Below are 15,754 nucleotides of genomic sequence, written 5' to 3'. Positions count from 1 at the left end.
CCACGGGGCACTCGGCGATCGCAATCGATCAGTTCAGTTTCTGACCGGCATAGGTCTTCTCGAAACGGCGCAGGATGGCGTTGCTGCGTTCGGCGGCCTGATCCAGTTCCTTCTGAACGTCAGCGTTCTGCATGAAGATCGCTTCGAGGGACGTCGAGACTTCCTTGCGGATCTGGGTGAAGCTGCCGAGACGGATGCCGCGGGTGTTTTCCGAGGTCGGCGTGTAGGTCAGGCTGGCAATTGCCAGTTCGCGGCCCTTGTAGGGAGCCTTGTCGTAGAAGCCGTTGGCCTTCATGGCATCGAAGCCGGTCTTGGTGACCGGGATGTAGCCTGTAACCGTCGACCACCACTGAACCATGTCGGGCTGGGCGAGGAAGTTGAGGAAGGCGGCAGCGCCCTTGTACTCGGCAGCCGGGCGACCGGCCATGACCCACAGCGACGCGCCGCCGACGAGCGAGTTCTTGCGCTCCGTGCCCTTCCAGACCGGCAGCATCGCGACATCCCACTTCACGCCTTCCGGCAGCGTCTTGCCAACGGTGCCGTGATCGGCAACGGAGGTCTGGATCATCTGGCAGGTCTGCGAGGTGAAGGCCGGAACGATATCCATACCAAGCTGCTTGGTCTTGACGACGAACAGCTTCTCGTCCTGCATCTTCTTGAAGAACTTCACGTGATCGACGAACTTCGTCTTGTTGAAGACGACTTCCGCATCGAGCCCTTCATAGCCGTTGGCCTTGGTGGCAAGCGGCTGGTTGTGGATGGCGGAGAACTGCTCGAGCAGCGGCCAGGTGTCGAAGTTGAAGCCGAGCGGGCATTCGAAGCCGGCGGCCTTCAGCTTGCGGGCGGCTTCCTCGACATGTTCCCAGGTGTCCGGCTTGAAGTCGATGCCGGCCTTCTCGAAGGCGCTGACATTGTAATAGAACATCGCGGTCGAGGAGTTGAACGGGAAGGACTGCAACTCGCCGGCAGCCGTGGCATAATAGTTGGCGATGCCACCGAAATAGTTGTTCCAGTCGATCTTGTAGCCGTTGTCGGCCATCAGTTGCTTGGCCGGGATGAAGGCCTTGGACAGCATCAGGTCGAGCGTGCCGGCGTCGTAGATCTGGGTGATGGCCGGCTGCTTCTTGGCGCGGTAGGCGGCAATCGTGTTCTGCAGCGTGGTGTCGTAACCGTTCTGGGACGTGCAGAGGATTTCGAAATCGCTCTGGCTGTCATTGAACTTCTTGCAGGCATCCTGAACGCGGTCACCGAGATCGCCGCTCAGGCCGTACCAGAATTCAAACTTCGTCTTCTCGGCAAAGGCCGGCGCAACGCCCAGCGTGGTCGCGGCCATCAGACCGGCAAGCGCCGTCTTCAGAACAAAGAGTTTCATCGCAAAATGCCCTCGTTTCGGAAAATGACTTTCCGGCTTCTGTCCCCCGGAAATCAGGGGGCGGTGTAGCGGGCATTTGTGATGGCTGGGCCACGGATCGGTGACGCGATCGTGAAGTTTTTCTTCCAGTTCGATGACAGATCAGCCGGCAGACGAGGCCGGCACAGGCGGTATCGCAGCCGCTGGCCGGCAACCCGTCGCGGCTTCTACAGCGTCAGACCTCCCGCATGGCGGCAACGGCCTGCCGGACCGTCTCACACCGCACACCGTCGCCGTAGTTGGACAGGACAAAGGTCCGGCCCGCCTCCCGTAAATCCGCGGCGAGACCCGCATCTGCCAGCACGCGAGCCAGCATCTCGGCGAAGTCCTCGGGCGTCTCGGCCGCCAGATAATGCCGGCCCGGAACGAGACCAAGGCCCTCCACAGCCTTAGCCGTCGCGACGACCGGGCAGCCGACCGCCAGAGCTTCCAGCACCTTCAGCCGTGTTCCGCCTCCCTGCCGCAGCGGAATGGCCGCGACGCCGGCCGCAGCATATATCGGAGCCAGATCCCGCGGATTGGCGGTCAGCTTCGCGCCTGTGCCTGCCAGCAGTCTCTGCATCTTTCGGGAGGGATTGCGACCGCAGACATGCAGGCCAGCGTCTGGCCTCATACGCTGAAGTCTCGGCATGATCCTGGTCGCCAGTTCGCGTACCGCCAGCTTGTTGGGACCATAGCGCAACTGCCCGACGAAAAGGACGTCTCCTCCGTTACCGGCATTGCCATCGCTGGCAGACAGGCACCAGTCCGGGATGGGGTTGGGGACGACGAAGACCGGCCGGTCGACACCAAAGGCCTGTACCAGACGTCGGTCCTCCTCCGAGCAGACCCAGACAGCCGTCGCATGTTCCACAACGCGCCTGTCCGCTTCCAATGCCTTCTCAGTGCGCCGCCGCAAAAGAACAGCCCCCAGAGGTCGGAGGGGCGCGGGCCACCGGGCGAGACGCATATCCCTGTAGAGCCGGGATTCGACGTTATGAAAATCGAGGATTATCCGGACATCAGGATAGGCCAGACGCACGGCCTCGACAGCCTCCAGCAAAGTTACACTTTCGAAAAGTAGAATTCTCGGATTTATTTCCCCAATGACGCGCAACAACTCCGCGATACTTTCGCGTTTGAGATGTAAAACTGTTGCAGATAAGTCACCTTTACTGGATGCGCCGTCACTCTTCTTGAGAAAGAAACGACTTACGCTGGAAAACGATGATAGGTTCGAATAATTCGCCGCGTCCCGGAGTTCACTTCCGGAAGCATGATCATTGTTTCGTGACAGAATTACTTGCAAATATGTCATTGCCCGTACCGCCAGGTGTGCCGCGCATCGTCCATCAGACGTGGATCACAAAATCTGTGCCTCCGGATAAGGGGGATACCGAGAGTTGGCAACGGCTGAATCCCGATTGGGAGTATCGTTTTTGGGACGACGCGGCGCTCAGATCTTTCATGGCTGAAGAGTTTCCGGACCTGCTGACGTTCTTCGACGGCTACAGCCGTCCGGTGCAACGCGCTGATCTTGCCCGTTATTGCCTGCTGAAGCGTTTCGGCGGCGTTTACGCTGATATCGATACGCGTTGTCTTGCTCCGCTGGAACCACTCGCCGGCACCCACCGTATCGTCCTGTGCGAGGAGCCGCGGGATCGCCAACACCACGCCACCCGCCGAGGCCTACCGTTCCTGCTCTTCAACGGCACCATGGCAAGTCCCGCTGGCCATCCTTTCTGGGACACGCTCATTGAACTTTGCGTCCGTATGTATCCCCGTCGGGACGGCGACGTGCTGGAGACCACAGGCCCACTGCTTCTAACCGCCGCCGTGCTTCAGTGGCCTGACACGGACGCCTTCGCCCTGCATTCTTCCCACCTGTTTGCAGAGACCGGAGATGTGAGCAGCTGCGATCGACGCGGTGCCTGGAAGGATAGACGATTTTCGGAGCACTTCTGGAACGGCAGCTGGTTTCGTGAAACGCCACCGAACGTCATCCGCCGCACCGTGACCAAGTTCCGAAAGCTGCGGCATCGCCTGTACAGCCCGAGGCTTTCTCTTGTCGACGCCCAGCAGCACGTCGCGATCGATCTCCTCCAACGTCCGCTGCCTGACGCATCGGAACCTCCGAAGGTCGCCATTCTCATCCCGGTACGCAACGGTGCAGACACCCTTGTCCGCAACATGGAGCAGATCCTCGGCCTCGACTACCCGAAGGATCGCCTGCATGTGCTTTACGGCGAAGGCGACAGCACCGACGACACCGCTTCGGTGATTGCGGGCCTGATTCGGGACCATGCCGGCTCGTTCGCCAGCATCGCCACGGTCCGCACGGATCGCAACGCACCCCACGTCCCCCGGTCACGGCGATGGCGCAGGGTCTACCAGTTTCACAGACGTGCCGGTCTTGCCCGCGCGCGCAACGACCTTTTGCGGCAGGCCTTCGCGCTGAACACAGACTGGTTTCTGTGGCTTGATGCGGATGTCGTCGGATTGCCGCGCCATCTCCTGGATGTCCTGTTGTCGGCGCGGGCAAAGATCGTGACACCGGACTGCGTGCTGCGACAGGACGGGCCAAGCTATGACCTGAATGCCTTCCTCGACGTCGGCGAACCGCCTGATCACGAGTATTACCGCCATATCCATGGCGGCATCCTGCAACCTCCAGAGCACTACTGGGTGAGGCGCCATCTTCACGACCTGCGCTATCTTGATGCGGTACCGCTGCACGGTGTCGGCGGCACCGTGCTTCTGGTCCATGGTGACGTGCACCGGGCAGGCGTGATGTTCCCGGAAATCCCATATCGCGACCTTCTCGAGACAGAGGCATTTGGTCAACTGGCGCGCGACCTTGGCGTGACCCCAATCGGTCTTCCTCAGATACAGGCGGTCCACGATGCATCATGACCCAGAGCACCAGGTGCGAACCGGAGTCATCATCCTCACGTGCAGCCGGTCGCCGGCGGAACGGGTGAGGAGTGCTCTTGCGGAAGCCGCTACCTTGTTCCCGCCACATCAGGTCCATCTGGCCCACGGCTTCGTCGGCACAGATACCGAGGTCGATCACCTCTTCGACACACGCAAGGCGGCCTTATGGTGCAAGCATATGCCGACACGTGGCGAAGTGGCCGCCTATGCGACCCACCGGCTTGGATGGCAACGCCTGCTGGCGGAGAACTGGGACCATGCCCTTTTGCTCGAAGACGATTTTCGTTTTCATGATCCGGCTGTGGTGCACAGGGCAGTGGCAGAAGCATCGGCACTGCTGGCCGATGGTCGACACATGATCAAGCTCTTCGACTTCCCGCGAGACCGATCCCGCCACGAAGGCATATCGGTGGAGATCGCCGGCCTGCCACTCGTCAAGTGGAAGAGAACCCGTGCCGGCCTTGTCGGATACCTCCTGTCCCGCGAGGGGGCCGAATTGCTCTTGTCACGCAAGCACATCTTCCGCGTCGTCGATGAGGATATCAAATTCTTCTGGGAGTTCGGCCTCGATATCTGGTCCATTCCCGGCAATCCGATCCGCGAAGCTGCCATGGATCTCGGCGGAAGCCTTCTGGATGTGGAGCGGACAGGTGCACGCAAGCGCAATTTCCTGCGCTCTCTGAAAGGCATTCTGCTGACATTGCATCGGGACTGGCACACACGGCGGCAGTATGACCGCTACCGCACGAGCTATCTGCTGCAGCACCGCGCTCCAGACCCGTTTGCCCGGCAAGGATTACCGCAGGAATTTGCGGAAGCGGCTGAGTGAAAAGGCAAACAGCAAGCTGCCGATGACGGCGAGCGCCAGGAACTGTGGCCAGACGACGGACAGGCCGGCACCGCGGAAGAGCACGGACTGGGCGAGAATGACGAAATGCGTGTTCGGCGCCGCCAGCATGATGTCCTGAATGATCTGCGGCATGCTTTCGCGCGGTGTCATCCCTCCCGATAGAACTTCCAGCGGCAAGAGGATCAGCATCATGAGCAGACCGAACTGCGGCATGGAACCGGCCACTGTGGCGAGAAAGATCCCCATGCAGGTGGTGGCGAACAGTTGCAGCACGGCCGCCGCCATAAACAGAAGCAGCGAACCCTGGATCGGAACAGCAAGCCAGCCCTGAACCACGACGACGAGGGAAAAGGCGGTGGCGAGAAGCACAACGAGGCCCATCGACCAGACCTTGCCGAGCATGATCTCGGTCGGTGTCACCGGCATGGCCAGAAGGTGCTCGATCGTGCCGTGTTCGCGTTCGCGGATGAGCGCCGCCCCCGTCAGGATGATCGACAGCATCGTGACCGACTGGATCACCTCGTTGACCGCGCCGAACCAGCCCTTGTCGAGCTGCTGGTTGAAACGGGCGCGCAGGACGAGATCGACGGGGCTTGCGCTCGCGCCCCGATAGCCGTCCAGAAACTCGCTCACTTCTCCAGACACGATCGACTGCACATAACCGCCGCCGGTAAAGGCCTGCGTCATGCGCGTTGCATCCACGTTGAGCTGGATGGTGGGAGAGCGTCCGGCCAGCAGATCCCGCTGGAAATTGGGGGGAATGTCGAGAACGAAGGTATCGAGACCGGAATCCATCCGCCGGTCCATTTCCTGCTGCGTGACAAGTTTCGGCACGACGAAGTAGGGCGGGGTGAATGCGGTGATGATGCGGGATGAAACGGGCGACTGGTCCTCATCCACCACGGCGATCGCGGCGTGGTTGAGGTTTTCGGGCATGGCCGTCGAAGCGGCGTAGATCGACAGCGTGAAGGAATAGACGATGAGGATGAGCATCACGGGGTCGCGCAGCAGACCGCGCAGTTCCTTGATGCCGAGTTGAAGAACATTGGCCGCGCGCATGGTTCAGCTCGCCTGTTTCTTGAGAAAGAGGGTGCCAAGGCCAAGAAGAACCGGCACGGCGCACAGAAGCGGGATGAAGGAGCCGATCAGATCTCCGAAGGCGAGGCCCTTGGAAAAGGTGCCGCGCGAAATGGTGACGAAATAGCTCGTCGGATAGATCTGCCCGATCACGGCGCCGGCCCCTTGCAGGGAAGAGACCGGGTCGATCATGCCGGAATACTGCACTGCCGGGATGAGCGTGATCAGAGCGGTCGCGAAGATGGCCGCGATCTGCGAACGAATGAAGCTGGAGATCAGCAGGCCGAGGCCAGTTGCGCTGATCACGTAGATCAGCGCCGCCAGAGCGAGCGTCAGGAAGCTACCGGTCAGCGGCACTCTGAACACCATCACCGCGAAGGCGACGAGCATCCCGAAGTTGATCATCGCCAGCGCGACATAGGGAATCTGCTTGCCGAGCAGGAATTCAAGTCGACTGACAGGCGTCGCATAGAAATTGATGATAGACCCGAGCTCCTTCTCGCGCACCACGCTGAGTGCGGCCAGCATGGCAGGAATCATCATCAACAGCAGTGGAATGACCGCCGGAACCATGGCAACCAGACTTTCGACGCCCGGATTGTAGCGATAACGGATGGCCAGTTGAAAGCTGCCGCGGCTCGCGGCATCCCCATAAAGCGCGCGCGCCTTTTCCTGAAGCCAGGCAGCGTGAATACCCTGGACATAGCCCTGCACCGTCTCGGCGCGCGTCGGCATGGCGCCGTCGATCCACGCTGCAATCTGGGCACTGCCCCGCCCGCGCTCGACATCGCGTCCGAACCCCGGCGGTATCTCGATCGCCAGGCTCAATTCGCCGCTGCGCATGCGCCGATCGAGATCCTGATAGTCACGGATCGGTGGTTTCTCGATGAAATAGCGCGATCCCGCGATCTGCAGCGCATAATCATGGCTGAGCACGGTATCATCCCGGTCGAGGACGGCGAAGGTCAGATTATCGACGTCCAGATTGATGCCATATCCGATCACGAACATCAGGATCACGCTGCCGAGAATGGCAAGCGTGGCGCGGATCGGATCGCGGCGGAGTTCCAGCGTCTCGCGCTGCGTATAGGCAAACATGCGCCTGAGATCAAAAGCGCTCCGGCGAAGCGCCGGTGCCTCCTGTGGTGCCGGAGCGGGATCAGCAGCAATCTGCTCCGCCGGCCGATTGCTTGCCGCGCCCATCGCATCTTCCAGATAGGCGATGAAGGCGGCTTCCAGATTGTCCGCACCGCGCCTTTCAACGATCGCCGCCGGCGTATCGCTGACCAGAACCTTTCCTGCGTGCATCAGGGAAATCCGGTCGCACAACTGGGCTTCGTTCATGAAATGCGTCGAGACGAAAATCGTGACCCTGTCCTTGCGCGAGAGATCCGCGAGGATCTGCCAGAAACTGTCGCGCGCAACCGGATCGACACCCGACGTTGGCTCATCGAGGATCAGGATATCCGGCGCGTGGATCATCGCGACAGCAAGGGACAGGCGCTGGCGTATGCCGAGCGGCAGCGCGTCCGGCAGGCTGTGGACCACATCGGCCAGTCCGAACCGATGCAGCATCTCCTCGATGCGCTGGTCGATCGTGTCCGGCGCCATGCGAAACAGGCGCGCATGCAGATCGAGGTTCTGGCGAACGGTCAGCTCCGAGTAGAGCGAAAAGGCCTGGCTCATGTAACCGATGCGACGGCGGACATCGATATCCTTGGGATCGACCGGACTACCAAAAAGGCTTGCGGTTCCCTCGGTTGCCGCAAGCAGCCCCGTCAGCATCTTCATCGTCGTCGTCTTGCCGCAGCCGTTCGAACCGAGAAAGCCGAAGATTTCACCCCGCCGGATGCAGAAACTCACATCATCGACGGCCTTGAAATCACCAAACCGCATCGTCAGATGCTCGGCCTCGATTGCCACCTCGTCGTCGGTGCCCTGGTTGTCTGCAGGTGGCGGGATCTCGAGGTCTGTGTGCCCCTTGCGCTTGTCCTCGGGCAGAAGGGCGATGAAGGCTGAATCCAGATTGTCGGTGCCGGTGCGCGCCCGCAACTCCACCGGCGTACCAGTGGCCAGAATCTTTCCTCCGTCCATCGCCACGAGCCAGTCGAAGCGCTCGGCCTCTTCCATGTAGGCCGTGGCGACGATCACGCTCATACCGGCGCGCTCGCGACGGATGTCTTCGATCAGTTCCCAGAACTGCCGGCGCGACAGGGGATCGACGCCCGTGGTCGGCTCATCAAGGATCAACAGATCCGGATCATGCACCAGGGCGCAGCAAAGACCGAGTTTCTGCTTCATCCCGCCCGACAACTTGCCTGCAGGACGATCCGGGAAAGGCGAAAGTCCGGTGCGCTGCAACAGTGCGCTGATCCGCTCGCTGCGCTCTTCTCTGTCCTGTCCGAAGAGGCGGGCAAAGAAATCGACATTCTCGGTGACGGAAAGCGTGGGGTAGAGGTTCTTGCCCAGCCCCTGCGGCATATAGGCAATACGGGGGCAGACCATATCCCGATGCCCGCGCTCGGCGATGTCCCCCCCGAGAACCCGGATGCGTCCGGACTGGACAACCTGCACACCTGACAGCAGCGACAGGAGCGTTGATTTCCCCACCCCGTCCGGCCCGATGACGCCCACCATGCAGCCAGAGGGAATATCGAGACGGACACCATCGAGTGCCAGCGTCTTTCCATGCCGGTGGCTCACCCCCTGCAGGCTGGCGACCGGCGCGGCGACTGCAGCATGTTGCGGCGCCGGCATCATTGCACGACACCCGGCAGCGTGGCGGGCCAGGCAGCGTTGGCATCAAGCCTGACATAGGCCATGCCCGGAAGGCCGGTCTTTACCTGCTGGATGTATTTTTCCAGAAGCGCCTGCGGGATGCGCGCCTTGATGCGGAACATCAGTTTCTGGCGTTCTTCCTCCGTCTCCACCGTCTTCGGCGTGAACTGCGCGACATCGGCCACGAAGGCGACCTTGGCGGGAATGGCAAATTGCGGCGCAGCATCCAGCACGATGCGCACATCTGTGCCGATGGCGACGCGGCCGGCTGCTGCGGTCGGCAGGAAAAAGGTCATGTAGACATCACTGAGATCGACCAGGTTGAGCACCCGACCACCAGCCGCCAGCACTTCACCCGGCTCCGCCACCCGGTATTGGACCCGACCGGGTCGCACGGCCTTCAACGTGCTGTCATCAAGGTCGGCCTCGATGCTGGCGACAGAGGCTCGTGCCGCTTCCACCGCGGCTTCCTGATGGACGACCTGAGCCTTCGCGGTGCTGATCGCCGCATCCGAGGCTGCCACCTGCGCCTTTGCGGCCGCCACCGCCGCCCGCGCGGATTCCGCATTGGAACGGTCGTCATCCAGAACCTGCTGGGTGGTGACATTGGAGGAAGCGAGTTGCTCGGATCGCGTCAGCTTGCGTTGAGCACCGTCGAAGGAAGCCTCGCGCTGCGCAACCGTGGCCGCAGCGGCTTCACGCTCCGCCTGCCGCTGCGTGACCGTGCTTCTGGCGGTATCGACACCGATCAGCGCCTGGCTCAGCGTTGCTTCCGCCTGACGGCGCTGCGCCTCAAGCTGAAGCGTATCCATCCTGGCAAGAACGTCACCGGGCCGCACAAAATCGCCTTCCTGCGCCAGAATGTCCCGAATTCGTCCGGCCGTCTTGGTGGAGACATCCACCTCGGTCGCCTCGATCCGGCCATTGCCGGAGGCGATACCGGGCGGCAGATCGGACTTCTCGAAGCGCATCCATGCGTAATAGGCCCCGACTGCCGCAACCGCGACGATGGCAAGGGGAATCCAGCGCGTGATCCTGTTGTTCATATCGCTCTCCGAAGCGTAGCGCGCGTCAACTTTCAAGCCGTCTGAAACCGCACAGAGGCTTGATGCCATGCCGTCCCGATCGACTTTCTGCAGCGCTCATTGGCCTCAGCTGTAATCGAGGATAACAAGGTGACGATTGATCGGAATCAAAACTTCGAGACGGAAAATCGCCGGTTCAGCACACCTTGCGAGCCTCGATGCGGAACGCCGCACCGGCAAGTGACTGAGGGAAAAGGAGTATGGCCTCCACGGCAGTGATAGCGGACAAGGACACGCGGGCCATCAACCAAGGAGTTATACACCAGACACATTACACTTCGTTATATCAGCCGAAAACTTTCGCTAGAAAAGGCAATTACTTTAGCATTATACGTAGTGCCTTGCTCTTCCCGGATGTCGTCAGGCATGAACGCAACACCTCCAATGACCGGCCCATATGATCTTGCCCGCCATCTGGCGCAGAGCGGCACGGCCGCTATGCCGTCTGACGGTGAGGCGGCAGATTGTGAGGAAAGCGATCAACGGCTTGATGCGCTGATGCCGCGGTCAGGACGGCATGATGGCCTAGCGCCTCAAAACCTCCGGGCAGGGGAGCGGACCTGATGCCTTATGGCACAACCCCCTCCAGCATGCGCATTACCCCGGAACGGCATGAAGTCGTCAGCCAGATGCTGTCCGGCGCCGCGACACGTGCGGACATGGCGGATGCTTTCAGTCATCTCGCCCGGCACTTCGGTTATCGCTACTTCTCTCTCGGTCGCATGCCGAGAGACAGCGACGAAAAGGTCCTACCGTTACTCGTCATGCGAAACCTGCCCCTCAGCTTGTTGAAGGAAGTCGATGCCGGGGGGCTGATCACAGTCGCGCCACTGACCACAGTGCTGAGAAGTGCACAGCTGCCGCTGTGCCTTGATCTGCGGGAACACCAGACTTTGTGTCCGCAGCAACTGATAGACTTGCTCCTGCAATACGGTACCTACAGTGTCGCTTTCGTTCCGCTGTGGTCGGGCGATGGCACCCACTACATGATGACCTTCTCCGGCAATCGCCCGCTCATGTCGCTGTCGGAACTCAACGAAATCGGTATGCTAACGCTGCAGGCCTTCCGGCTGTACGAACGCCTGTCACCGTCCGAAACCTCCATCGTTCAGCCGCTGACGCGGCGCGAACTGGAGGTTTTGCGCTGGGCGTCCTTGGGCAAGACCTCCGTCGAGATTGGCGATCTTCTGTCGCTGTCCGATTATACGATCAACACGCATCTCAACAGCGTCATCCGCAAGCTCGACTGCGTGAACCGTGCACAGGCGGTGGCCGTGGGCCTTCGCCTCGGGCTGATCGAATAAGGTGGACATCCTCACAGTACCTGCTCGAATTCCACAACCTTCAGCATGGCATAGCCGGCTTCATCTTCTGCGCCCCTCTCGATGGCGGTGACGAGATCGCGGTGCAGGCCGAAAAAGGGCATCAGATCGGCACCGTCAGGCTCGTTCACCGGCTTCAGATAGGCAAAGGCGTGCGACAGCTCGATCACGCCATTCAGACCACGGATGAAGGGATTCCGGGAGGCTTCGCCGATAATGCGGTGCAGTTCGAAGTCAGCCACGCAGAAATTGCTGGCCTGATCGAGCGAAATCTCCATCTGCTGGATCCAGTAGCGCATCAGACGGACCTGCTCGGCGCTGCGGCGCAAAGCGGCATGGGCCGCCCCGAGGGGCTCAAGCGAACGGCGCACCTCGCCGAGACCGGCCAGAAAATCCCGGTCTGGCGGCGCGACAAGATGCCAGGCAAGCACTTGCGGATCATAGAGATTCCAGCGGCTCTTTTTCGCGACCTTGGTGCCGACCTTGGGGCGCGCTTCCAGCAACCCCTTGGCCTCCAAGGTCTTCAGCGCCTCACGCAGCACCGTGCGCGACACACCGAATTCATCCATCAGCGCCGCATCGTTCGGCAGCGTACTGCCAATCGGAAAGCGTCCGCACACAACACCAGCCCCGATGTCATGGATGACACGGGACTGGAAATTGCGTGCCGCGGTTCGCTCGGTCAGGGAGCGAAGCAGGCTCCCCGGTTCGATCATGCGGGAACCTTCTGCAACCTCGTCCGGCGCCCCTGCGCGGAAAACACCAGTTTCTGCAGGAGAATGAACATGAAGAGCAGCAAACCAATGGCAATCTTCGTCCACCAGCTCGACAATGTGCCATCAAAGACGATGTAGGTCTGGACGAGTCCCTGCAGCATCACACCGATCAGTGTTCCGAAAATGAAGCCATAGCCGCCGGTCAGCAGCGTTCCGCCGATCACCACCGCAGCAATCGCATCGAGTTCCATGCCGACCGCCGCGAGGGGATAGCCTGACGAGGTGTAGAGCGAATAGACAATGCCGGCAAGACCGCCAAGAAAAGAGCCGAGCGCGTAGATGGCGATCGTGGTGAACCCGACCGGAACGCCCATCAGCGCCGCCGATGTCGGATTGCCGCCAAGCGCGTAGACGTAAGAACCGAAGCGGGTCTTGTGCGCGATCACGCCGCCGACCAGGAAAACCAGCAGCATCAGCAAACCGATAACGCTCAGGCGACCGCCGCCCGGCAGCAGATAGTAGAGGCTCGAGATCGTGCGATAGAATTCATGATCGATCGGGATCGAATCCTGGGTCAGGATCGAGGCCACGCCGCGCGCCATGAACATGCCGGCAAGGGTCACAATGAAGGGTGGCACCCGCAGGAAGTGGATCGCTGCGCCCATGCCCGCACCGAAGGCGGAGGCCACGAACAGCACGATGGCAAAGGCAAGGAGCGGGTGCAGGCCGAGCTTGGTGATCAGAACGGCGGACAGAACCCCCGCCAGTCCCACCACGGCGCCGACGGAAAGATCGATGCCGCCGGAAATGATGACGAAGGTGGCGCCGACCGCTGCAATGCCCAGAAAGGCGTTGTCCGTCAGGAAATTGCCGAGCACGCGGGTCGACCACATGGACGGATACTGCATGATGCACAGGGCATAGGCGACGATGAAGATAAGCGTGGTGGCGGCGAGGGGCCGATAGCGCGGATTCATCAGGTCTTTCCCCGCAATTTGAGACGTGCGAACCGGCGGGCGACGATTTCACCGATACGGTCCGACTGCATGACAAGGATCAGGATGATGACACTCGCCTTGACGATGAGGTTGAATTCCGGCGGCAGGCCCGACACCAGGATACCTGTGTTCATCGCCTGGATGATGACGGCGCCCAGCACCGACATCGGGATGGAGAACCGTCCGCCGAGCAGCGAGGTGCCGCCGATAACGACCGCCAGAATGGCGTCCAGCTCCAGCCAGAGGCCGGCATTGTTGGCATCGGCGCCACGGATGTCCGCAGCGGCGATCACGCCGGCCAGCGCCGCACAGAGCCCCCCGAAAGCATAGAGCGTCAGGATGACCGTCCGGGTGCGCAGACCCGTATAGCTTGCAGCCGAGCGGTTCGTGCCGATCGCCTCCACGAACAGCCCCATCGCCGTGCGCCGCATGACGAGATGGGCGGCAAGCATCAGGGCAAGCGCGATCACCGCCGGCATCGGCAGACCGAGCAGGGAACCGGTGCCGACGAAAATCAGAGCCGGGTCGGAAAAGGTGACGATAGAGCCCTCGGTGATCAGCTGGGCGACACCACGCCCCGCCACCATCAGCACCAGCGTCGCAACGAAGGGCTGCATGCCGAGAAAGGCCACCAGAGATCCATTCCAGAGCCCGCAGAGCAGGCCGACCAGAAGCGCCGCGATGAGGGTGACGACCAACGGCTGCCCGGCGACAGCGGCCGTTGCAGCAACCGCGCCGGCAACCGCCATGACAGCACCGACCGAGAGGTCAACGCCGCGTGTCGCGATGATGGCCGTCATCCCGATCGCCAGGATCGCGACGGGCGCGCCGCGGTTGATGACATCGATCAGGCTGCCGAACAGCCGACCGTCCTGCCAGGTAATGGTGAAAAAGCCCGGGAATACGAACCAGTTGAGCAGAAGAATGCAGGCGAGCGCCAGAAGCTGCGGCCGCACGATTTCGGTCAGTTGCAGACGTTTCATGCCACGTTCTCCACGCCCTGGCCGGCAATGGCCTGAACGATCCGTGACGGCGTGATGTCCGCGCCCCGCAGTTCGGCGACCAGCGCCCTGTCGCGCATCACGACAACCCGCGAGGAATAGCTGACGATCTCGTCCAGTTCCGACGAGATCACCACCAGCGCCAGTCCGTCCTCCCGCAGGCGACTGATCATACGCACGATTTCTGCATGTGCACCGACATCGATGCCGCGCGTGGGCTCGTCGAGGATCAGAAAACGCGGATCGGTCGCAAGCCAGCGGGCGAGAATAACCTTCTGCTGGTTGCCACCCGACAAAAGCTTGACCGGCAGTTCGGCGGAAGCGGTACGGATATCGAGCGCCTCGATGAAATTGCCGGCGATTTCCAGCTGTTCATCACGGTTCAGAGCCCGGAACCAGCCAAGGCGTGCCTGCATGGCGATGACGATATTTTCGCGGACCGAGAGATCACCGAAAATGCCATCGGCTTTGCGATCTTCCGGGCAGAAGCCGAAACCGAGGGAAACGGCTTCCCGCGCCGAACGCACAACCCGGCTTTCACCATCGATATGCAGCGCGCCATTGTCGGCAACATCGATGCCAAACATCAGGCGGGCCATTTCCGTGCGGCCGGAGCCCAGAAGCCCGGCAACGCCGACCACTTCCCCCTTCCGGATCTCGAGATCGAGCGGCAGCACGCTGCCCGTGAGCCCGAGCTGGCGAACGGACATCAGCACGTCGCCGCCATCCGGTTCACCGTCTACGGGACCATTGTTGTGATGGACGAGATCCTTGCCCAGCATCATGCGGACAAGCCCGGTGCGGTCGAGCGCGCTCACCGGCTCCGAACCAACGCGGAAGCCGTTGCGCAGCACCGTGACGCGGTCCGAAAGCTCGAAGACCTGGTCAAGAAAATGAGTAATGAAGACAATGGCGAGGCCGCGCGCCTTCAGGGTGCGGATGATCTCGAAGAGTTTCTCCACCTCATGGCGGTCGAGGCTCGCCGTCGGCTCATCAAGGATCAGCACCTTGCCGGACAGTTCAACGGCACGGGCGATCGCAACGATCTGCTGGATAGCAACGGAATAGGTCGAAAGCTCCGCGCGGACATCGATGTCCAGACCGTATTGGGCCAAGACCGTGCGGGCCATCGCATCTGTCGCGGAGCGGTTGACCATGCCAAAGGCGCTCGGCTGACGGCCGATGAAAAGATTGTCGCTGACGGTCATGTTCGGCAGGAGATTGACCTCCTGGTACACCGTTCCGATGCCCAGCGCCTGCGCCTGCTGCGGGGTGGTGAAGGAGACCGGCTGTCCCTCCAGCTCGATGGTCCCGCCATCCGGCGTATAGGCACCGGTCAGGATCTTGATCAACGTGGATTTGCCGGCACCGTTTTCTCCCAACAGCGCATGCACCTCGCCGCGGCGAAAACTGATGTCGACCCCTTTCAGGGCCGTATGATTGCCGAATATCTTGGTGATGCCCCTGGCTTCAAGCACCACGTCTTCCGCTGTCGCCATGTTGTCCTGCATCCACCCGTCGCGAAAATTCAGTCTGGCCGATTGGCGGCCCTCACGGAAAGACGGCCCGCCCCAAGGGAGACGGGCCGATTCCTGCTTCAGAT

General features: G+C 61.3%; 12 protein-coding genes. 3 read left to right on the top strand and 9 right to left on the bottom strand.

Features of this window, described 5'->3' with window-relative positions:
* Positions 1 to 28: 28 nt before the first annotated feature.
* Together F3H95_RS10240 and F3H95_RS10235 are read right to left on the bottom strand one after the other, a co-directional pair.
* Complete coding sequence (locus F3H95_RS10240; protein WP_149745865.1) at positions 29 to 1,372, bottom strand: extracellular solute-binding protein; 1,344 nt, start codon at positions 1,370 to 1,372, stop codon at positions 29 to 31.
* 214 nt (positions 1,373 to 1,586) lie between these two features.
* Complete coding sequence (locus F3H95_RS10235; protein ID WP_149745864.1) at positions 1,587 to 2,708, bottom strand: glycosyltransferase family 4 protein; 1,122 nt, start codon at positions 2,706 to 2,708, stop codon at positions 1,587 to 1,589.
* On the opposite strand from F3H95_RS10235, the gene F3H95_RS10230 reads away from it, so the two are divergent.
* Together F3H95_RS10230 and F3H95_RS10225 are read left to right on the top strand one after the other, a co-directional pair.
* Positions 2,618 to 4,303 (top strand): glycosyltransferase, encoded by a 1,686-nt coding sequence (locus F3H95_RS10230; protein WP_149745863.1) that lies wholly within the window; start codon positions 2,618 to 2,620, stop codon positions 4,301 to 4,303. The genes F3H95_RS10235 and F3H95_RS10230 overlap by 91 nt on opposite strands.
* A 94-nt stretch (positions 4,304 to 4,397) precedes the next feature.
* Entirely contained in the window at positions 4,398 to 5,153 is a 756-nt protein-coding gene (locus tag F3H95_RS10225) for a glycosyltransferase family 25 protein (protein WP_188134348.1), read from the top strand.
* Here the strand turns inward: F3H95_RS10225 and F3H95_RS10220 are convergent.
* The 3 genes from F3H95_RS10220 to F3H95_RS10210 are packed head-to-tail and all read right to left on the bottom strand — an operon-like array spanning position 5,121 to position 10,075.
* Positions 5,121 to 6,233 (bottom strand): ABC transporter permease, encoded by a 1,113-nt coding sequence (locus tag F3H95_RS10220; protein WP_149745861.1) that lies wholly within the window; start codon positions 6,231 to 6,233, stop codon positions 5,121 to 5,123. The two genes, F3H95_RS10225 and F3H95_RS10220, sit on opposite strands and share 33 nt — an antisense overlap.
* 3 nt (positions 6,234 to 6,236) lie before the next feature.
* A complete protein-coding gene (rbbA, locus tag F3H95_RS10215; protein WP_149745860.1) occupies positions 6,237 to 9,011 on the bottom strand; it encodes a ribosome-associated ATPase/putative transporter RbbA in 2,775 nt (924 codons plus the stop codon).
* Positions 9,008 to 10,075, bottom strand: a complete 1,068-nt coding sequence (locus F3H95_RS10210; protein ID WP_149745859.1) for an HlyD family efflux transporter periplasmic adaptor subunit — start codon at positions 10,073 to 10,075, stop codon at positions 9,008 to 9,010. Before F3H95_RS10210 ends, rbbA begins: the two co-directional genes overlap by 4 nt.
* A 602-nt stretch (positions 10,076 to 10,677) precedes the next feature.
* Between F3H95_RS10210 and F3H95_RS10205 the strand changes: the two genes are divergently transcribed.
* Entirely contained in the window at positions 10,678 to 11,418 is a 741-nt protein-coding gene (locus F3H95_RS10205; RefSeq protein ID WP_149745858.1) for a LuxR family transcriptional regulator, read from the top strand.
* A gap of 11 nt (positions 11,419 to 11,429) precedes the next feature.
* On the opposite strand, the gene F3H95_RS10200 is transcribed toward F3H95_RS10205, so the two are convergent.
* The 4 genes from F3H95_RS10200 to F3H95_RS10185 are packed head-to-tail and all read right to left on the bottom strand — an operon-like array spanning position 11,430 to position 15,650.
* On the bottom strand, positions 11,430 to 12,152 hold the full coding sequence (locus tag F3H95_RS10200; RefSeq protein WP_149745857.1) for a FadR/GntR family transcriptional regulator: 723 nt from the start codon (positions 12,150 to 12,152) through the stop codon (positions 11,430 to 11,432).
* Positions 12,149 to 13,129 carry a galactofuranose ABC transporter, permease protein YjfF gene (gene yjfF, locus F3H95_RS10195; RefSeq protein WP_143125420.1) on the bottom strand — a complete coding sequence of 327 codons (981 nt, stop codon included), beginning with the start codon at positions 13,127 to 13,129 and terminating at the stop codon, positions 12,149 to 12,151. The genes F3H95_RS10200 and yjfF overlap by 4 nt, the downstream gene beginning before the upstream one ends.
* Positions 13,129 to 14,133 (bottom strand): ABC transporter permease, encoded by a 1,005-nt coding sequence (locus F3H95_RS10190; protein ID WP_143125419.1) that lies wholly within the window; start codon positions 14,131 to 14,133, stop codon positions 13,129 to 13,131. Before F3H95_RS10190 ends, yjfF begins: the two co-directional genes overlap by 1 nt.
* Positions 14,130 to 15,650, bottom strand: coding sequence for a sugar ABC transporter ATP-binding protein (locus tag F3H95_RS10185; RefSeq protein WP_143125418.1), 1,521 nt, complete (start codon positions 15,648 to 15,650; stop codon positions 14,130 to 14,132). The genes F3H95_RS10190 and F3H95_RS10185 overlap by 4 nt, the downstream gene beginning before the upstream one ends.
* Between the last annotated feature and the right edge of the window lie 104 nt (positions 15,651 to 15,754).

It is taken from the genome of Rhizobium sp. RU35A (genome assembly GCF_900156005.1).
GTDB classification, from domain to species: Bacteria; Pseudomonadota; Alphaproteobacteria; order Rhizobiales; family Rhizobiaceae; genus Neorhizobium; species Neorhizobium straminoryzae.
The sequence above is the reverse complement of the archived record's forward strand: the minus strand, read 5'-3'. Positions and strand labels throughout refer to the sequence as shown.